Origin of the sequence: Mycobacterium sp. UM_CSW (assembly GCF_000455205.1) — a bacterium.
In the GTDB taxonomy this organism is placed as follows: Bacteria; Actinomycetota; Actinomycetes; order Mycobacteriales; family Mycobacteriaceae; genus Mycobacterium.
This window is the reverse complement of the sequence record NZ_AUWQ01000001.1, coordinates 79,794-98,383: the sequence shown is the minus strand read 5'-3', so window position 1 is coordinate 98,383 and position 18,590 is coordinate 79,794. Positions and strand designations below refer to the sequence as shown.

Annotated in this window: 19 protein-coding genes, 1 tRNA gene and 1 pseudogene; 7 read left to right on the top strand and 14 right to left on the bottom strand. The window is 65.9% G+C overall.

The window, feature by feature from the left end; genetic code table 11:
- Positions 1-48 precede the first annotated feature (48 nt).
- From N415_RS00525 to N415_RS00515, 3 genes are all read right to left on the bottom strand, one after another.
- On the bottom strand, positions 49-783 hold the full coding sequence (locus tag N415_RS00525) for an SDR family oxidoreductase (protein ID WP_068175835.1): 735 nt from the start codon (positions 781-783) through the stop codon (positions 49-51).
- Positions 770-1,669 carry a TIGR03619 family F420-dependent LLM class oxidoreductase gene (locus tag N415_RS00520; RefSeq protein WP_068175832.1) on the bottom strand — a complete coding sequence of 300 codons (900 nt, stop codon included), beginning with the start codon at positions 1,667-1,669 and terminating at the stop codon, positions 770-772. The genes N415_RS00525 and N415_RS00520 overlap by 14 nt, the downstream gene beginning before the upstream one ends.
- Positions 1,670-1,734: 65 nt before the next feature.
- Entirely contained in the window at positions 1,735-2,358 is a 624-nt protein-coding gene (locus tag N415_RS00515) for an NAD(P)-binding domain-containing protein (RefSeq protein WP_068175829.1), read from the bottom strand.
- 95 nt (positions 2,359-2,453) lie between these two features.
- Between N415_RS00515 and N415_RS00510 the strand changes: the two genes are divergently transcribed.
- Positions 2,454-2,939 (top strand): MarR family winged helix-turn-helix transcriptional regulator, encoded by a 486-nt coding sequence (locus N415_RS00510; protein ID WP_068175826.1) that lies wholly within the window; start codon positions 2,454-2,456, stop codon positions 2,937-2,939.
- A gap of 46 nt (positions 2,940-2,985) precedes the next feature.
- Here the strand turns inward: N415_RS00510 and N415_RS00505 are convergent, their stop codons facing one another.
- A complete protein-coding gene (locus N415_RS00505; RefSeq protein ID WP_068175823.1) occupies positions 2,986-3,330 on the bottom strand; it encodes a hypothetical protein in 345 nt (114 codons plus the stop codon).
- A 148-nt stretch (positions 3,331-3,478) separates the two neighbouring features.
- Here N415_RS00505 and N415_RS00500 point away from each other — a divergent pair, with 148 nt between their 5' ends.
- From N415_RS00500 to N415_RS00490, 3 genes are all read left to right on the top strand, one after another.
- The gene (locus N415_RS00500) at positions 3,479-4,885 is read left to right on the top strand and encodes an adenylate/guanylate cyclase domain-containing protein (protein ID WP_068175820.1); all 1,407 of its coding nucleotides are present in this window, start codon (positions 3,479-3,481) and stop codon (positions 4,883-4,885) included.
- A 132-nt stretch (positions 4,886-5,017) separates the two neighbouring features.
- Positions 5,018-5,827: a DUF1906 domain-containing protein gene (locus N415_RS00495; RefSeq protein ID WP_068175816.1), complete on the top strand. Its 810-nt coding sequence runs from the start codon at positions 5,018-5,020 to the stop codon at positions 5,825-5,827.
- Positions 5,828-6,028: 201 nt separating this feature from the next.
- On the top strand, positions 6,029-7,219 hold the full coding sequence (locus N415_RS00490) for a cytochrome P450 (RefSeq protein ID WP_081664989.1): 1,191 nt from the start codon (positions 6,029-6,031) through the stop codon (positions 7,217-7,219).
- A gap of 20 nt (positions 7,220-7,239) precedes the next feature.
- Here the strand turns inward: N415_RS00490 and N415_RS00485 are convergent.
- From N415_RS00485 to pgm, 4 genes and pseudogenes are all read right to left on the bottom strand, one after another.
- Positions 7,240-8,352 (bottom strand): annotated as a pseudogene (locus N415_RS00485) (N-acetylmuramoyl-L-alanine amidase); the annotation flags it as partial.
- A gap of 566 nt (positions 8,353-8,918) precedes the next feature.
- Positions 8,919-8,994, bottom strand: a tRNA-Ala gene (locus N415_RS00480).
- Positions 8,995-9,050: 56 nt separating this feature from the next.
- The gene (locus N415_RS00475) at positions 9,051-10,202 is read right to left on the bottom strand and encodes an MFS transporter (protein ID WP_343203445.1); all 1,152 of its coding nucleotides are present in this window, start codon (positions 10,200-10,202) and stop codon (positions 9,051-9,053) included.
- Positions 10,203-10,273: 71 nt separating this feature from the next.
- Positions 10,274-11,902: a phosphoglucomutase (alpha-D-glucose-1,6-bisphosphate-dependent) gene (gene pgm, locus N415_RS00470; RefSeq protein ID WP_068175807.1), complete on the bottom strand. Its 1,629-nt coding sequence runs from the start codon at positions 11,900-11,902 to the stop codon at positions 10,274-10,276.
- An 81-nt stretch (positions 11,903-11,983) separates the two neighbouring features.
- Between pgm and crcB (N415_RS00465) the strand changes: the two genes are divergently transcribed.
- Positions 11,984-12,382 carry a fluoride efflux transporter CrcB gene (crcB, locus tag N415_RS00465; RefSeq protein ID WP_068176149.1) on the top strand — a complete coding sequence of 133 codons (399 nt, stop codon included), beginning with the start codon at positions 11,984-11,986 and terminating at the stop codon, positions 12,380-12,382.
- The gene (crcB, locus tag N415_RS00460; protein WP_068175805.1) at positions 12,379-12,747 is read left to right on the top strand and encodes a fluoride efflux transporter CrcB; all 369 of its coding nucleotides are present in this window, start codon (positions 12,379-12,381) and stop codon (positions 12,745-12,747) included. Before crcB (N415_RS00465) ends, crcB (N415_RS00460) begins: the two co-directional genes overlap by 4 nt.
- A gap of 8 nt (positions 12,748-12,755) precedes the next feature.
- Here the strand turns inward: crcB (N415_RS00460) and N415_RS00455 are convergent, their stop codons facing one another.
- The 3 genes from N415_RS00455 to N415_RS00445 are packed head-to-tail and all read right to left on the bottom strand — an operon-like array spanning position 12,756 to position 14,630.
- Positions 12,756-13,385 carry a GNAT family N-acetyltransferase gene (locus N415_RS00455; RefSeq protein WP_068175802.1) on the bottom strand — a complete coding sequence of 210 codons (630 nt, stop codon included), beginning with the start codon at positions 13,383-13,385 and terminating at the stop codon, positions 12,756-12,758.
- A gap of 14 nt (positions 13,386-13,399) precedes the next feature.
- On the bottom strand, positions 13,400-14,272 hold the full coding sequence (locus N415_RS00450; RefSeq protein WP_068175798.1) for an LLM class F420-dependent oxidoreductase: 873 nt from the start codon (positions 14,270-14,272) through the stop codon (positions 13,400-13,402).
- 1 nt (position 14,273) lies between these two features.
- Positions 14,274-14,630, bottom strand: a complete 357-nt coding sequence (locus N415_RS00445) for a DUF488 family protein (protein WP_068175795.1) — start codon at positions 14,628-14,630, stop codon at positions 14,274-14,276.
- Positions 14,631-14,677: 47 nt separating this feature from the next.
- Here N415_RS00445 and N415_RS00440 point away from each other — a divergent pair, with 47 nt between their 5' ends.
- The gene (locus N415_RS00440) at positions 14,678-15,934 is read left to right on the top strand and encodes an HNH endonuclease signature motif containing protein (protein WP_068175792.1); all 1,257 of its coding nucleotides are present in this window, start codon (positions 14,678-14,680) and stop codon (positions 15,932-15,934) included.
- On the opposite strand, the gene N415_RS00435 is transcribed toward N415_RS00440, so the two are convergent.
- The 3 genes from N415_RS00435 to N415_RS00425 form a co-directional block, all read right to left on the bottom strand.
- The gene (locus tag N415_RS00435) at positions 15,896-16,612 is read right to left on the bottom strand and encodes a DsbA family protein (protein WP_068175789.1); all 717 of its coding nucleotides are present in this window, start codon (positions 16,610-16,612) and stop codon (positions 15,896-15,898) included. The genes N415_RS00440 and N415_RS00435 overlap by 39 nt on opposite strands.
- Before the next feature lie 11 nt (positions 16,613-16,623).
- Positions 16,624-17,544 carry a CoA ester lyase gene (locus N415_RS00430; RefSeq protein ID WP_068176146.1) on the bottom strand — a complete coding sequence of 307 codons (921 nt, stop codon included), beginning with the start codon at positions 17,542-17,544 and terminating at the stop codon, positions 16,624-16,626.
- Positions 17,545-17,619: 75 nt separating this feature from the next.
- A complete protein-coding gene (locus N415_RS00425) occupies positions 17,620-18,429 on the bottom strand; it encodes a hypothetical protein (protein WP_068175787.1) in 810 nt (269 codons plus the stop codon).
- Positions 18,430-18,590 lie beyond the last annotated feature (161 nt).

Genomic DNA, 18,590 nt, shown 5'->3' with positions numbered 1-18,590 from the left:
GTCCGACCACGAATCTCCCTGTACGCGAACGGATTAGCACTGGCGTAGTCAGACTGCCGTGGTGCCGCCGTCGACCATCAACTCCATGCCATTGACATAGCTCGAGTCGTCTGAGGCGAGAAACAGTGCGACCGATGCAATCTCCTCAGGGCTGCCCATCTTTCCCCGCGGGATCATTGCCTCAAACTGCGCCTTGGTCTCCTCGTCGAACAACTGCTCCTGTATCGGCGTGGCGACCTGGCCCGGCGTCAGCACGTTGACCCGAATCCTTCTGTCTTTCAACTCGTTCAACCAGACGCGGGCGTAGGCATGCAGCACGGCCTTGCTCGCCGCGTACACACTAAAGTGAGGAAAACCCTTCACCGAAGCAATCGACCCGGTCATGAAGATCGAGCCGCCGTCGTTGAAAAGCGGCAATGCCTTCTGCACCGTGAAGAGCGTGCCACGCGCGTTCAGCCCGAAGGTCGCGTCGAAATGCTGCTCCGTGATCTCGCCGAGCTTGCCCTCCTCGCCCATCCCCGCACTCACCCACAACACGTCGACGGCGCCCTTTTCTTGCCTGACCGCGTCGAACAACCGGTCCAGATCGTCCAGGTTGGCCGAATCCGCTTGCACGCCCGTCACATTCCGGCCGATCAGCTCGACGGCTTCATCCAGCGCTTCCTTCCGCCGACCCGAGATGAAGACGTGAGCTCCTTCTTCAACGAACAACTTGGCACCGGCCAACGCCATCCCGCTTGATCCGCCCGTGATCACCGCTACCTTGCCGTCAAGCTTTCCCATCATCACCCCATCGATCGATTACCTGGCTGGCGAAGTCGAGCATCTCGCCAAGGCTAGAAAACATTGCGAAGGCATCCACGATTCCCTCATCAGCCCCCGACCGGGCGAGGCGCTCGAGCCTGAGCGCAACCGAGTCAACGGACGTGCCTGGTTCGAGATTGATCCGCATGGCCGTCTTCAGCGCGTCAGGATCGCGGCCGGCGTCCTTCGCCGCACGGCGCGCAATCGACCACAGGTGGTCGGTGACCTCGTCCTGCAGCCCCTCGACCCCGAGCCAGCCGACGCCGCTGCGGCCGACCCGGCGCATCGCGGCCTCGCTGGCACCTCCGATCCAGATGGGCGGACCGGCGGGCTGGACCGGGCGGAGGTCGGCATGGACCTGCGGCAGCGAGAAGAACTCGCTCTCCCAGGACACCGGGGTCGTCGTCCACCACTCGTGCAGGAACGCGAGCACGTCATCGAGCATCCGCCCGCGCCGGCGCCAGTCCGCGCTCCGGGCGATGTCGTGTTCGTCCTTCATCCACCCGATTCCCACGCCAACATCAAGGCGGCCATCGCTGAGCACGTCGAGCGTGGTCAGCAGCCGGGCCAAATGCACCGGCTCGTAGTAGAACGTGCTGAGCGTGCTGGCGTTCAGCCGCACCCGGCTGGTCGCCGTCGCAGCGACGGTCCACAGCAGCACCGGATCGAGGTAACGGCTCATCTGCGGCGGGTACGGCTGTTCCTTGCCCGGATAGGTGCTGTGCATATCGACCGGCGTGACGAATCGATCGCCGACCCACAGCGTGTCGTAGCCAAGGTCCTCGAGCCCGCGGCAGAACGCGCTCAGACCAGTGGCGCTGCTGATAGCGGGACCGACTATGGGGAGTGCGAAACCGAGCTTCATAGCGAATCCTTTCGGTGATCCATCAACCAGTCTTTGGGCGCACGGTGCCCCGGTGGGGTCACGGCTTAGCCGGGAACCGCGGCGCCGAGGGCGAAGTCGAAGTTCCCCACTCCGTGACGCGCGAGCCCCATCACGACCAGGCCCGTTCCCTCCAGCCAGTGCGCCATGTCCAAGCCGCCGACGTCCAGCGGGCGCAGCCCGAGGCTCTCGATGAACTCCGCCACCCTCGCCTTGGCGCGCGCATCGTCGCCGGCCATGAAGACGTCGAGTCGGCGCCCCTGGGCCAGCACGACGCCGAAGACGGTGTTGAATGCCTTCACCACGCTGGCGCTCGCCGGGGCCGCCTTGGCAACTTCCTGCGCGATCGAGGTGTCCTCGGGGATGGCCAGCCCGTCGGCCGCGGCGTTGAAGGGGTTGCTGATGTCGACGATGACCTTGCCCGCGAGGGCGTCTCCATATTGGACGACGACCGGAACGACGTTGGCGTACAACAGGGCAACGACGACGATGTCCCCGGTCGGGACGGCGCCGAACTCTCCCGTCGTGGCGCTGCCGCCGAGGGCCTTGGCCAGGTCAGCGGCCTTGGCTCGATCGCGGCCGATGACCTCGACGCTGTTGCCGCCCGCTACCGCCAGCGCGCCGATGGCGCGGGCCATGTTCCCGGTGCCGATGATGCTGATGCTGCTCATGAGGTGTCCTGTCCTAGTTGACGGTGGAAAAGGTTGACGTCTCAACCTTAAAGAATCTTTGTTGATGCGTCAACCAATTGGTAAGGTGGACGCCGATGGAACCGAACTGGCTGACCCCGCGTGAAGACCGCGCCTGGCGGGCCTTCCAGCACGCGCATCACCAGCTCGCCGTGCACCTGAACCGGGGCCTGCAGCAAGCGGGCCTCTCCGCGGCCGACTACCAGATCCTGGCGGTGCTGTCGGAGCACGACGGGGACCGCATGCCCGCGCACGACCTGTGCAACACACTGGGCTGGGAGAAGAGCCGGGTCTCCCACCAGGTGCGGCGCATGCAGGAGGACGGGCTGATCTGCCGCGAGCCCAACCCCGACGACGCCCGCAGCACCATGGTCCGCCTGCTGCCGGCCGGCCGCGCCGCCATCGAGAAGGCGGCGCCCCGCCACGTCGAGGACGTCCGCCGCAAATTCATCGATCTGCTTTCCCCGGCGGAGCTCGACATGCTCGCGGCCCTTAACGAACGCGTCCTGCACCACTTGGCCAACGACGACGACTCCGCCGAAGACGAGCGCTCACAGCCTTAATCAGCCGTGAGGCCTTGACCTTTACGCCGGCCGCGAGTTACAGCCCTCAGGACGACAACCCTTGGCCTCCAAGCCATAGCGGGGGCTCCTGGTCGTTGTACATGCTCTTGGGCCGCCATCGCTGTCTGCGCAGCAGACGACCGGCGTGGTGCTCGGCAACGTCCTTCAGGTACTCGACGTCGTCGCTGGTCCACGGATGCTGGCCGGTCCCGTCCAACCACCACCTCGGTTGGCCGTCCTGCTCATACCGGGTTATCCGGTAGCGCCAGGCGACGTGCCTACCCTTAGCGTCAATCTCCCAATCCAGCAGTCGCGGGCGGAGGGCCTCGGGCGTCGACTCGAGAGATTCCCAGGGGTGGGTTATGCGGATCTCGATGAACTCGCCACCCATGAATCAACCCTAATCGAATTGATCGAGGCGGCATCGGATCAAATTCGAAGCGACTGGTGTTGAAGTGCTTGACCGCGTCCTGTGACCCGGCACTGGTGTATCGACGAAGGCGCAGCAGGCAGCTTGCGCTGATGTTTAGGTTGGAATCATGAGCGACCTGCAGTCCCAATTTTCGGCCCTGAAACGAACCGCCGATCCGGACATCGCAGACGCTGTCGCGCTGCTGATCCAGGACGGCGAAGATCATGAGCTCAATCGAATCAACGCCCTGGACTTTTCCGAGCGCACCGGCTTCGACGAAGAGAAGGTGATTTCCGGCTTCCTGCATGCCTCGCGGCTTGGCCTGTTCGATCTCACCTGGAATGTGCTTTGCCCCGGTTGCAGCGGCGTGCTGGACGCGCACGACACGCTGAAATCGCTGCGTGATGACGACTATCGCTGCGGATTATGCGCGTGCGGCTATGAGCCTTCCGTCGACGAGCAGGTCGAGGTGGCGTTTACGGTCAGCCCCAAGGTCAGGCGGATTGGCGCGCACGATCCCAACACGCTCCCGCTATGGGACTACTACAAGCAGGTGTTCTGGAGTTCGGGCATCGATCTCGGCGAGGATTCTTTTGCCTCGCTGACCGGAGAAGCGACGTTGGATGCGATGGAGCTGGCTGCTGGTGAAAAGGCTGTGCTGTCGTTGGAGCTTCCGTCCCAATTCATCATCGTTTTCGAGCCGGTCACGCATTCCGCACATTTCATCGATGTTCAAGGCGAGCCGACCGAGGAAACTCAGCAGCTCGGGCTGACCTTCAATCAGGCGCATCCGCCGACCGAGTCGATCCCCTTGCGACCGGGTCCGTTGCGGCTCGTGCTCGACAACCGGTGCAGCGTGCGGACACTGCCCACCGTCTTCGTCGCCGACGCGCTCCACGACGTGCTGGCCAAGCGCAGGCCGTTCCTCACCGCCAAGCGGATGCTGTCGAACCAGACGTTTCGCGATGTCTTCAAGGCCGACAACCTCACCATCGATCAGCGCCTCAAAATCACCTCGTTGACCTTTTTGTTCACCGACCTCAAGGGCTCGACCGCGCTTTATGAGCGGGTCGGCGACCTTGCCGCTTTTGACTTGGTGCGCGCGCATTTTCACGCGCTTCTGGAAATCATCGCGGCCGAAAAGGGCGCCGTGGTCAAGACCATCGGGGACGCTGTGATGGCGACTTTTGTCCAGCCGGACCACGCGCTCGCCGCGGCCTTGCGGATGCGGGCCGCGATGGAAAAGCTCAATGCCGAACGCGGCAGGACCGACCTGATCGTGAAGATCGGCATCCATGAGGGGCCGTGTCTTGCGGTGATGCTGAACGAGCGGCAGGACTATTTCGGCCAGACCGTCAACATCGCGGCGCGGGTGCAGAGCCTGTCGACGGCGCAGGAGATCCACATCACCGGTCCCGTGATCGACGCGCCCGGCGTCGCCGCCATCCTTGAGAAGGAGTCGATCCGACCGGTTCGGAAGGAGGCCGCCCTGCGCGGCATCGCCGACAAGATGGTTGTGTACGAGATTCCGTAGCCCGGGTTCAAGCGCCGCGTCCCCTCATCCGCTGTGGCCATTAACTCGGGCCGGTGAACCGCAAAAACCGATTTGATATCGACTGCTGCCGGCTACTTCTGTTCGCAAAAGTCGAATACTTAACATCACGCGATGCAGGACTTGTCGGCAAATGTGTGTCTCCAGGGACTACGCGCTATTCCGCGGCGCGACGTATTGCGCTACGCCGCCGCTTTGTCTGTATTGCCAGGGTTGTATGCGGCATCGGCAGTTGTCACCGCCCGTGCGGCGGTTGGCACTACCCCCACATTGATCGACTTCGCCATGCGCCAGATTCCAGCGCAGCAGATTCGAGCTGCCGGCCACTCCGGGGTCATCAACTACGTCTCGCTATCGCGTCCCGGCTCGTCCATGGGTGCCAAGCCGATCACCCGGTCCTACGCCGAGCAGCTGACCGCTGCTGGGCTGATGATCGTCAGCAATTACCAATACGGAAAGCCAGGCGGGACGGCACCGTCGGACTTCAGGCGCGGGTTCGAGGGCGGCGCCGACGATGCTCGCACCGCCTGGAAGCTGCACACCGCGGCGGGTGGCGGTCAGAGTGCCCCGATCTTCTTCAGCGTCGACGAGGACATAAACCACGACACCTGGAACAACTTGGCACTTAAGTGGTTTCGCGGAATCAATTCCGTACTGGGAGTGCAGCGCACCGGCGTCTACGGCGGTATCGATGTGTGCCGATGGGCCGCCGCCGACGGCGTAATTGGAAATTCGCGCACCCCCGGTCACCGGTGGGCCTGGCAGACCCGGTCCTGGTCCCGCGGCCAGGTCGAGCCGACCGCGGTCCTCTACCAACGCGTGGTGAGTACAGCGTCGAATCCTGGCCCAGTCGTCGGAGGACTCGAAGTCGACGTCAACGACGTCCTTGCCGACGATTGCGGTCAGTGGAACCTGCATCCCTGAGCCTGGCGCTTTGCCGGCGATCGTCGACGAGTCTTGACTGACGATATGGTCGTATGTGACGATTTCGTCATCCGAAGGTGATGCAGCCAACGCGCCGTACACGCAACCGATTGTCGAAGCGCACCGCGGCGCGGTAGGCGTAGCACCCTCGTGCTGTCCGTGCCCGCGGGCGGGCATCGAACTCAACAATTAAGGCGATCTGTGGTGCACCGACCTCGCGACATCCCGTCGTACCGGCCTGACGTCTACAGCACATCGGCCATCCTCGACCCTTACTCGCACTACCGGACGCTTCGGCGCCTTGGTCCGCTTGTCTGGCTACCCCGCCGCCGCATGGTCGCTCTCCCCCGCTACGCCGAGTGCAAAGCCACCCTGCGCGCCGACGACTCATACCTCTCCGGACATGGTGTCGCCGCCAACGCTGCTGCCAACTGGTTGTCCCGCGGCACCACGCTCAACAGCGACGGCGCCGACCACGACCGGCGTCGTAAGCTCGTTGCCCATCGCCTGATGCCCAGGGCGCTGCGTGGGGTCACCACCTCCGTGGAAGACGCGGCAAGCGCCATCGTCGACCTCGCGCTCACCAGGCGCCGAGTCGACGGTGTCGCCGATCTAGCGACCGCACTGCCGCTCGCTGTGGTCCCGGATCTGGTCGGCTGGCCGCAGGACCAACGCGAGCACCTGATTCCTTGGGCCGCAGCAACCTTCGACTTCCTTGGCCCGCTCAACCATCAGGCGATCCGAGCCATCCCGCGCAGCATGCAGATGCTGCGCTTCGCGCGTGCTGTGGTGCGTGACCGAAACGTCCTGCCCGGCAGCATGGCTCACGAACTCTTGACCGCCGTTGATGAGGGCAATCTGTCGTTCGAAGACGTGCCGCCGCTGATCATTGACTACATTGCACCGTCATTGGACACCACCATCAGCGCGATCTCCAGCGCGATCTACCTATTCGCGACCCACCCTGATCAGTGGGAAATGCTCAGAGCAGAACCAGAATTGCTGTCTAACGCGATCAACGAGGTGGTGCGGTACGAATCGCCGGTGCGTGCGTTCACGCGGAAGACCGCCCGCAATACCTCAATAGCCGGAACGAACGTCCCTGCCGGAACCCGATTACTGGTGCTCTATGCCTCGGCCAACCGCGACGAACGCGAATGGGAGAACCCTGAGGTGTTCGACATCCGCCGTGACGCCGGACGGCACATCGGGTTCGGCAACGGCGCGCATGCCTGCGCCGGCCAGGGTCTGGCAAGGATGGAGACCGCCGCCATCCTCTCCGCGATGCTCGAACGCGTCAAACGCATCGAGGTCGATGGGACTCCAAAGTGGGCAGTCAACAACGTGATTCGCCGGCTCGAACGGCTGCCGGTCACGCTGATTCCGGCGTGACTTCCCGGGACTGGGCGCTGCTAGATGACGGGATTGCGTGCTACTGAGAACCGTTCGAGCTGCATCGGCGGTCCGCCCGCGGGCGGCGGTGGTACCACGCTGGCCACCCCGTCCACCACAGCCATGACGGTTGAGGTTTGCCGGTTGAAGCTCAGTGTGCCGTGCTGAAAGTTCTGCACGATCCACTCCGGCTCGTGAATCTCGGCGCTGGTCGGCAGGCCCAGCGGGCCGCGCTCGTAGCCCAGCGTGGCCCAGGCCTCGTAGATCCTGCCGGTGAGCGGCTGAGCCCCGGTGGCCGGTGACCAATAGATCGCGCCCTTGGCGAAGACAACGTAGCGGATCAAATCACCGATGGGTGCTTCGGGTGACGTCGGTGCGCCGAGGCCGCCGGTCATTCCGCCCGTCGCCTGCCAACGGTCGTAGATCGCGCCGCCGTTCAGCGACTGCGCAACATCTTCTGGGCTGGGCGGTTGCTTGTACCGGGCGGCGATGTCGCGGATCCTTTCCATGAACGCATACCCGGCGTTGCCGGGGCAGGCGGTTTCGCCGACGTCACGATGGGCGAAGATGCTCGGTAAGGTCGCCGTGGCACCTCTCGGGAAGCGCGTGTTAGGGCCGCCGGCGGAAGTCAGTGCGACGGTGTCCTTGGGATCCACCGTGTCCATCGCGAGCCGCCATCCCAGCAGCTGGCCGACCGCCCGCACTTGTTCGGGCGTGGGCGGCGCCTGGCTGAGATCGCCGATCATGCATACCGCCCAGGTGTCGGTGTTGAATCCGCCGGTGTGGACGCCCAGGACGGGTTTGGCGATGCCGCCGAACCGGCCCTCGAAGACCTGGCCGTACTTGTCGACCAACGCGTTGTAGCCGATGTCGCCCCAACCTTCAGTCAACGCGTGGTGCTCGTAGATCGAGCGCACGATGGCCGCCGAGTCTGTCGGCGCATAGTCGTTGCCAGTCGCGGAGTGGTGCACAACCCCGGCACGAATTCCATTGCCCCAGATAGGCCCTCCGCGCCGTAACGACTCATTGGCGCCCCATCCGGCGCGGGTGATGATGTTGATCGGCTGGCCTGGCGCCATCGCCGCTGACGACAAGTAGGGGTCCGCGGGTGCCCGCGCCGGGCCCACGAGCACGTCCGTGGCGATTCCCAAACCGAGGAGAACCGGCGCGGCCACAGCGCATTTCAGCACACTACGCCGGGAGGCCCGCGGTTGCGATCCACAGCTGCAGCGATGTTGCACGGCGACACGGTAACCCGCGTCCGGTCGAACAAAGTTTTGCCGCGCCGTTACCGAAACGAATGAATTGCGTACCCATTTCGAGTTGCGAAGCCGCTACACATCCCGTGGAGGCCGCCACCGCGGCACCAAACCGGTATCTCACGCGCTCACCGACCGCCAAGGCCCTCAACGTTTTCGACGATGACAACACAAGTTTGCAGTCTTATGCGGACCAACCTCGTCCATCCATCCGCAGCCGCGGCTCCCGGCCGTTGTATATACAGCTGTCGGCGCACTCGACGTCGTCCCTGGACCATGGGTGCTGAACGGTCCAGTCCAGCCACTACCTGGGTTGGCCGTCCTGGTTCGTCAATCCGTCGATCAGCCACCGCATCAAGCCCGACAAAAGCCACTGGCGCAACCAAAACAAACCCGGCCGATGGCCGGGCAATCTTTAGCCCAGAGGGCGACTCATCACATGGTGGAGCTAAGGGGACTCGAACCCCTGACCCCCACACTGCCAGTGTGGTGCGCTACCAGCTGCGCCATAGCCCCAAGAAGTTGTGCCCATCGAAGCTACACCACTGTCATCCAGCGTTCAAAGTCGCTGGTCAGGCGGGCTCGAGCGCCGTCCGCGTTTCCGGTGCCGGCAGCCAGGCGAGGGCGGCGACCAAAAGAACAATCCCACTGATGCCGAACGCCCAGCCGTAGCTGAGCCGCTCGGCGACCCAGCCGACCACTATCGAGCCGACGATCGCGCCCAGATCTGACGCCATCTGCACCGCGGCCACCGGAGTGCCCGCACGCGCCTCCCTGCCGAGGATGTCGGCGACGGCGGCCTGCATAGGTGACATGAAGATGCCCGTCGTCACGCCGGACACAAACCCCACGACCATGAACGCGGGCAGCGACGTCGCGACGCCCAGCCCGGCGGTGGCCACACCGGACGCCGCCAGGCCGACGATCAACAAGGTGCGCCGTCCCATCCGGTCCGACAAATAGCCGCTGGGAATGACGGCCACGGCGTTGCCGGCCGCGAACGCCGCGAGCACCACGCCGATGACGCCGACGCTGCGGCCCATCACGTCGGAAATGAACAGTGGGACCAGCGCGACGCGGAGCCCGAACGCCGACCAGCCCATCGCGAAGTTGGACAACAGCGCCGACCGATATGCGCGGAACCCCAACGCCTCTCGGATCGTCACCGTCGATCGTGTCGGCGGCAGGGGCGCGGCCAGCGCGGAGTTGCGCAAGCCGTAAAACAGCACCACGGCCACACCCAGCATCGCGGCGCCGTAGACGATGAACGGAGCCGTGAGCCCCCAGCCCGCCGTCAGGGCGCCGACCGCCGGCCCGCCGACCGCGCCGATCATGAACGAGCTGGTGAAAATGCCCGCGATCCGCCCGCGCACGTCGGGCGGGCTGATGTGGATCATCAGCGCCAAGGCCGAGACGTAAAACAGCGTCGACCCCAAGCCGCTGAGCGCGCGGAAAAACAGCAGTTGCCAGTACGCCTGGGAGAACGCGCACGCGGCGGTGGCCAGCCCAACGATCAGCAAACCACCGATGTAGATCCGCCGTTCACCCAACCGTTGTGCCAACAGTCCGCTTATCGGTGCGAAACACAGTCGGGTCAACGAGAAGACGGTGACCAAGAAGGTCACCGCTTCGATGCTGACCCCGAATGTACGGGCGAAGGCGGGCATCGCCGGCGAGATGACGCCGTAGCCCAGTGCCACCATGATGTTGGCCCAGCTGAGGATCCAGACTTCGCGCGGCAGCCGTTCAGAACGAGGACCACGCCCCCCCAGGCGTGTAAGGCGGAGGGAAAGGGTCACCCGATGACTTTATTCACCACCTCGCGCGCGGCTTCCTGCACCTCCGCCAAATGCTGCGATCCGTTGAACGATTCCGCGTAAATTTTGTAAACGTCTTCGGTGCCCGACGGCCGCGCAGCAAACCACGCATTGGCGGTCGTGACCTTGAGCCCGCCCAGTGGTGCGCCGTTGCCGGGGGCGCTCGTCAGCTTGCCGGTGATCGGCTCGCCGGCGAGCTCGGTGGCGGTCACCTGCTCGGGCGAGAGCTTGGAAAGCCGCGCCTTCTGGTCCCGGTCGGCCGGCGCGTCCACGCGCGCGTAGAACGGGGTGCCGTACTCGGCCGTCAGCTCCCGATAGCGCTGAGACGGGCTCAAACCGGTGACCGCCAGGATCTCGGAGGCGAGCAGCGCAAGGATGATGCCGTCCTTGTCGGTGGTCCACACCGAGCCGTCGCGCCGCAGGAACGACGCCCCCGCCGACTCCTCGCCGCCGAAGCCGATTGTGCCGCCGATCAGGCCGTCGACGAACCACTTGAACCCGACCGGCACCTCGACGAGCTTGCGACCGATGCCGGCGACCACGCGGTCGATGATCGACGAGCTGACCGCCGTCTTCCCGACCGCGATGCCGTCCGGCCAGGACGGCCGGTGGGTATAGAGGTAGTCGATGGCCACCGCCAGATAGTGATTCGGATTCAGCAGCCCGTGGTCGGGCGTGACGATCCCGTGGCGGTCGGAGTCGGCGTCGTTGCCGGTGGCGATCTGGTAGCGGTCCCGGTTGGCTATTAATGACGCCATCGCGTCCGGCGAGCTGCAGTCCATCCGGATCTTGCCGTCGTGGTCGAGGGTCATGAACCGCCACGTCGCATCTACCAGCGGGTTGACGACGGTCAGCTCGAGGCCGTGCCGCTGCGCGATCTCGCCCCAGTAGTCCACGCTGGCGCCCCCGAGCGGGTCGGCGCCGATGCGCACCCCGGCCTCGCGGATCGCGGCGACGTCGACCACGTTGGGCAGGTCATCGACATAGGTGCCCAGGTAGTCGTAGCGCTCGACGCTCCCCAGCGCGCGGGCCAGCGGGACCCGCTGTAAGCCCGATCCGCTGCGCAGAATTTCGTTGGCGCGCTTGGCGATTGCGTTGGTCGCGTCGGTGTCCGCTGGTCCCCCGTTGGGCGGGTTGTACTTGAAACCGCCGTCGGACGGCGGGTTGTGCGACGGCGTGACGACGATCCCGTCGGCCAGGCCGTCGGTGCGGCCGCGGTTGTAGGTCAGGATGGCGTGGCTGACCGCCGGCGTCGGCGTGTAGCGGTCGCGCGAGTCGATCATCGCGACGACGTCGTTGGCGGCCAGCACCTCCAGCGCCGACACCCACGCCGGCTCCGAGAGGCCATGGGTGTCGCGGCCGATGAACAACGGTCCGGTGGTGCCATGCGCGGCCCGGTATTCGACGATGGCCTGGGTGATGGCCAGGATGTGGGCCTCGTTGAACGCCCCGTTGAGCGCCGAGCCGCGGTGCCCCGACGTGCCGAACACCACCTGCTGAGCGACGTCGTCCGGGTCGGGCTCGATCGAGTAATACGAGGTGACCAGGTGCGGCAGGTCGACGAGGTCTTCGGGCTGGGCCGGCTGACCGGCGCGCGGGTGGGCCATGGTTATCAATTCTGCGCGCTGCTGCAGTCGCATGTCCCTCTATGCTGCGAAGCGTTCACCCGCCGGAAAGGAACCGAACGCGTGGCACGACCCGACTATCGCGAACTGGCCGCGGTTTTCGTCGGCGGAGCGATCGGCGCGCTGGCCCGGGCGGGTCTGAGCACGGTCCTCGTCCGTGACACGGATCAGTGGCCGTGGCCGACGTTCATCGTCAACATCGTCGGCGCCGCCCTGGTCGGTTACTTCACCACCCGACTGCTGGAGCGGTTACCGGTGTCGAGTTACCGGCGCCCGCTGCTCGGCACCGGGTTCTGCGGCGGCTTAACGACTTTCTCGACGATGCAGGTCGAGACCGTCCGGATGATCGAGCACGGCCACTGGGCCATGGCCGCGACCTACACGGTCAGCAGCATCGTGCTGGGATTCGTGGCCGTCTACCTGGCCACCGCCTTCGTTCGCCGGGTCAGAGTGCGCCGATGACGACCGTGTTGGTCTGGTCCGGCGTCGCGCTCGTCGGCGGCATCGGGTCGGTGCTGCGGTTCGTGATCGACCGCGCGGTGGCCCGCCGGGTGGCCCGGTCGTTTCCGTTCGGGACGTTGGCCGTCAACGTCAGCGGTGCCTTCCTGTTGGGTTTCCTTGGTGGCCTGGCGCTGAGCAAGGACGCGGCGCTGGTCGTGGGGACCGGGTTCGTCGGCGCCTACACCACCTTTTCCACCTGGATGCTGGAAACGCATCGCCTCGGTGAGGAACGCCAGACATGGACGGCGCTGGCCAACGTCGTCGTCAGCGTCGCCCTGGGCATCGCCGCCGTAGTCCTCGGCCAGTGGGCGGCAACGCAGGTTTGAGCCGGCGCTCAGGCCTCGCGGAGCTTGGGCACGTCGTCGGGGGTACGGGGCAGCGCATACAGCGCCATTCGCCGGTTCGACATGTCGTGCTCGCCCAGGAACGCGCAACCCGCGCGCTCGCAGAATCGCCGCGCGGTCTTGTTCCGGTAATCGGGATCGAACATGATCCGGCGACACCGTGGGTCCTGGCCGAGCACGCTCGCCACGAAGTACGGCAGTATGTAGCCGGCGATACCCCGATTCACGAACTCTTCGTCGGCGATGGCGGCATGTATCCCCAGATCGTAGGGGTCCGCCTCGTACCGCGTGGCGATGGAATCCTTTGCGGCCCGGTACAACTCAATGTAAGCGTGGTCTCGGCCATCCTGGCTGGCAAAAAACGGTCGGGAATAGCTACCGTCGAGTTGCGCGCTGAGGTATCGGTGCCAGCGCTGGGGCGGCCAGGCGTATTCCCATGATTCGGCGAGGGCGGGCCGGTTCATCCACTCCGAGATCATCTCGGCATCTTTGTCCGGGTCGGCAAGCCGGAAAGCATACGGTTCGGGAACGTCGGCGGTGCCGGGCGGCGGCGGCACGCGACGCACCTCTTCGCTGATGTCGGTCAGTTCCCGCGGCAAGATCACTTCGGGTTCGCTCATATCAAACGCGCAGCCTACCCAAGCGCCTCCGCCCACTTGTCGGCCAACGCGGAAACCCAGCCGGTAGCGGCCTCGGGGCGGTCAGGCGGCGCCGCTACCAGGACCAGTTCGTCGACGCCCGCCTCGCAAAGCGCGCCGATGTCGCGAACACGTGGATCCCGCAGCGCCACGGACACCCCCAGCTCGGCGCGGTCGCGGCCCTCGTCGGCACAGAGTCGCTCCAGCCTGTCGATGCGGTCGCGCACCGCGGCCGGCCCGTCGAGGTTGAACCCGTACCAGCCGTCGCCCCAAGCGGCCACGCGCCGCAGCGCCGCATCGCTGTTGCCCCCCAACACAATTGGGATGCGGCGTTCACGCAACGGCTTTGGGTTGACCCGGATCGCATCGAAGCGGACGAACGTCCCGTCGAACGAGGCGAGGTCGTCGCGCCACAACGTGCGCATCGCCGCCACGTATTCGGCGGTGCGGGCCGCCCGCTGCTCGAAAGGCACACCGAGAGCGGCGAATTCCTCCCGCGACCATCCGACGCCCACGCCCAGCGTCAGGCGCCCGCCGCTCAGCCGGTCCAGGCTGGCGGTCTGCTTGGCCACCACGACCGGGTTGTGTTCGGGGAGCAGGAGCACACCCGTCGCCAGGCCGATCCGGGACGACGCAGCGGCGGCGAAGCTCAGTGCGATCATCGGGTCGAGCCAATCCGCTTGCGCGGGAACGGCTATGACGCCGTCGTCGGAATAGGGGTAGCGGGATGCGGATCGATCCACCATGACGACGTGTTCACCGGCCCAGAGTGTGGCAAAGCCATAATTGTCCGCGGCCGATGCGACGGCGTCGATCACCGCGCGGTCGGCGCCGGACCCGATTCCCAGCGCGTGCAATCCCAACCGCATTTCAGTTGCCTTTGAGGAGCTTCGCCAGCACCGCCGCGTGACTGCCGTCCACTTCACGGACGGCGGTCACCAGGGTCACGACGCCGCTCTTGGCCAGCTTTCTCAGCTCCGCCAGCGCCGGGCTGTCGTGCAACTCGTCGGTGTAGCGCGCCGCGAATTCGTCGAACCGTTCCAGGTCATGGTGGTACCACTCGCGCAGCTCCTTCGACGGCGCGACGTCCTTGCACCAGATACCCACCCGGGGGTCGTCCTTGCGCACCCCGCGCGGCCAGATGCGGTCGACCAGCACCCGCTGCCCGTCGTTCGGATCGGTTTCGTCATATACGCGCGCCACACGAATGCGGCTTTTGGCGCCCACGGGCTCAGGTTAGCGATCTTGTCGGTGGCCCCGGTATAATCGAACGTATGTTCGAACCGAATGCCGACGAGGCCGCTCTCATCGAGAGGATCGCCGAGTTGGAGCGCGAAAAGTCGGCGGCCGCCGCGGGTCAGGCGCGGTTGGCCGCGGCCCTGGATGCGTTGCGACGCTCGAACGAAGCCGCCGCCGGGGTGCCGGCCGCGCAGCGCGGACGGGGGGTGGCCAGCGAGATCGCGCTGGCGCGACGCGATTCCCCCGCCCGGGGCGGCCGGCATCTGGGATTCGCGAAGGCGCTGGTGCACGAGATGCCGCACACGCTGGCCGCGTTGGAATGCGGGGCGCTCTCGGAGTGGCGGGCCACCCTGATCGTGCGCGAGAGCGCCTGCCTGGACGTCGAGGATCGCCGCACGCTGGACGCCGAGTTGTGCGCCGACCCGGAAAAGCTGAACGGCGTGGGCGACGCGCGGTTGGCCGCCTCCGCCAAGGCGATCGCCTATCGCCTGGACCCGCATGCGGTCGTCGAGCGAGCGGCCAAGGCCGAGAACGAGCGAACGGTCACCATCAGGCCGGCGCCGGACACAATGACCTACGTGACCGCGCTGCTGCCGGTGACTCAGGGAGTCTCGGTGTACGCGGCGCTGCGCCGTGAGGCGGACACCCGCTGCGACGGGCGCTCACGCGGCCAAATTATGGCGGACACCCTGGTGGAACGGGTCACCGGACGCGACGCGGCAATCCCCACCCCGATCGCGGTCAACCTGGTCCTCACGGACGCAACGCTGCTGGGCGGTGACAATGCGCCGGCGGACCTGGGCGGCTACGGCCCGGTTCCGGCGGCGGTTGCCCGGACCATGGTCGCCGGCGCGCTGGCGGACCGGCGCTCCCGGGCGACGCTGCGCAGGCTCTACGCGCATCCGCGTTCGGGGGCGCTGGTCGCGATGGAGTCGCGGGCGCGCCTCTTCCCCCGCGGCCTGTCCGTCTTCATCGAGATGCGAGATCAACGTTGCCGCACTCCTTATTGCGACGCGCCGATCCGGCACCGCGACCACGCCCGGCCGTGGGCTGCCGGCGGCCCCACCACCGCCGACAATGGGATGGGCTGCTGCGAGCTGTGCAACTACGCCAAGGAGGCCGCGGGCTGGCGGGTCAGGACCACCGTGGACGAAAACCATACGCACACAGCCGAGTTCACCACGCCGACGGGGCAGACGTACCGGTCGACCGCCCCACCTCGGGCTCCCACGATCGAGGTCAGCGAGATCGAATTACGAATCGGCGTCGCCATTGCCCGACACGCGGCTTAGTCCCTCGAGGTCGATGACTTCGCCGCGGTTGATGCTGACCCAATCGCGCCCATCGAGATACGGGCGCAGGCTTCGGCCGATGAGATCGAGATCGGCCGGCGCCTTGGGCCGCTGCAGTTCATAGACATGCGGCAACTCGGCCATCCCGGTCACGACGTTCCACAGGGTCAGCGCGGGAGGCCCAGTCGGCGGATCCACCAACACGGGTCCAAACAGGCACTGGCCTAACAGAAAAAGCGTGGGCACACCGAATCCGCCCGCGTCGAGGACGCGCTGATGTTCGTCGCGAATCTCGTCGTGGGTGGTGGGGTCGCCCAGCGCCTCGTCCAAAACCGCCGCGTCGACGCCGATGTCGCCCAGCAGTTTTCGCGCCACCGCCGGATCGTGCGGCTTGCCGCCCAGGGTATGCAGCTCGCGCCCGATCGTGCCGTACCACCGGTCCAGCAACGACATGTTGCTCCGCCGCAGCAGCGCCCCGATCCGCATCAGCGACCAGCCGTAGGACCACTCCCGTTCCCACGGGTGCTTTTGGCCCTCCGACCGATTGACCTCCTCGAGGCTGAAAAACCGCCAGTTGATGGTTATGCCGAGCTGCTCACGAACGTCGCGGATCCACAACGACGTTTGGTAGGCGAACGGGCACATGGGGTCGAAGTGAAAGTCCACCGTGGCGCTCATCGGACCGACTCCTAGTAGTGATACGTGTCCGAGGGCGCGGGCGAGTGCACGCGCTCCTCGTCGTCGAACTCCGACACCTCGATGCCGTAGGCGCGGGCCAGATCCAGGATCTTGGTGGCCCTCGCGATACGCGGCAGGTCGGAGCCGTTGCGGATCTCTCCCCCGTCACGTTCGAACTCGGCGAAAAACTCCTTGGCCCAAGAAATTTCGTCCTGGGATGGGGAGAGCCCCTCGTTCACCACGGCGCACTGATCTGGCGTCAGGCAGATTTTGCCGGTCATCCCGAATTCGACGGAAACGGCCGTGGCCTCAATGAGCTTCAAGGCATTCGAGCCGATCGTCGGCCCGTCGATCGCGCTGGGCAGGTTGGCCGCCTTCGCGGCGATCGTGAAGCGCGAGCGCGCGTACGCCAGGGTGCTCGGGTCCTCCCCGAAGCCGGTGTCGCGGCGGAAATCGCCGATCCCGAACGCGAGCCGGAATGTGCCCTTGGCCGCGGCGATTTCGGTGATGCGCTCTAGTCCCCGGGCCGTCTCGACCAACGCCACGATGGGCACGTTGGGCAAGCGTTGCGCGGTCTCGGTGACGTGGTCCACCGATTCGACCATCGCCAGCATTACCCCGCCGACGGGCGTACCGGCCAGTGCCGCCAAATCATCGGCCCACCACGGGGTGCCGAACCCGTTGATGCGGACCCAGTCGGTGTTTTCGGCGCTGAGCCAACGCACCACGTTCTCGCGGGCGGCCTGCTTGTCTTTGGGCGCCACCGCATCCTCGATGTCGAGGACGACGATGTCGGCGCGGGAATGCGCCGCCGCCTGGAAACGGTCGGCGTGCGCGCCGTTGACCAGCAGCCAACTGCGGGCGAGAACGGGATCGATGCGCCAGCCGATGTCGGCGGGATCCGGCGCCTGGTCGTCGACCTGTTCGTACATCTGATCTGTCGCCATGTTCATTCCGTTGAGTGAAATTCGTGTTTCTTAGACCGTAGTCGCCTGGCGAACCGATGATCACGCGGGCTTGTGCGAGCGTCGCCAGAGCAAGCCCCCCACAGCCAGGATGGCGAACACCAGGAGCGCGGCGAGCAACGACTGCATCGCAAAGACCGCGAAGTCGTTGACGTCGTACGAGTCGGCGTCACCGACACACTGGAAGCTCACGCTGGTGCCCGACTGGCCCGGCTTGTAGCTGTAGTGCGAGGTGTTGTACGCCATCGCGTATCCGCTGCGGCACACGATGGGACTCATCCACAGCGCGCTCGACGGGATGAGGGCGGTCGCCGCCGCCGCGATGCCTACGCAGAGGCCGATCCCCCCGCCGAGCAGCGCAACGATCGGCCCGATCCAACCGGCCCCGGAGAGCTTGCGCTGCGGCGCCGCGAAGCCCTGACCGCCATAGGCTCCCCGCGGGCGCGGTGCCAGGAAAACAGGGTCGGATGGGTCGCAACGCTGGTAGACCACTTGTCCCCCGACTTTGATCGTGCCGCCCGCGCGCAGGCCGGCCCGGTCGAGGACGTCTCTGTACTGCTGCTGCGACAGTCCTGCGTCGACGACGGCGCGTGAAAGTGCCTCCCGAAGCGGCGCCGGTCCGCCAAAGGGCTGCCTGCGGTCGGCCGCCAACGCTTGGGCCAGCCGGCGCGCGTGCTCGTCGATCGCGGCCAGCTGCACGGCGGAGACCTCGGCCGGACGCTCGACTGGCTGGCCGTCTCCCGCGGCCGCTCTCGCGTCGGCCAGCTGGCGCTCCAGCTCCGCGATGCGCTTCTGCTGCGCGAGCTGCAGCTCCAACTCGGCGATGCGCTGTTGCGCTTCCTGCTGATCCATCAGCAAACGATCGTACTTGGCAAAATCCTCGGGTGTAGTTTCATTCCTCTCACGCCGGGTAGCCATGCACTTGCGACGCATCGGGCCTTGTTTTCGTGTCGCTTTTCCGCGCGGGCTAGAAGCAACTGGTCCCGATCTGATGCTCGGTCTTCACTCGATCG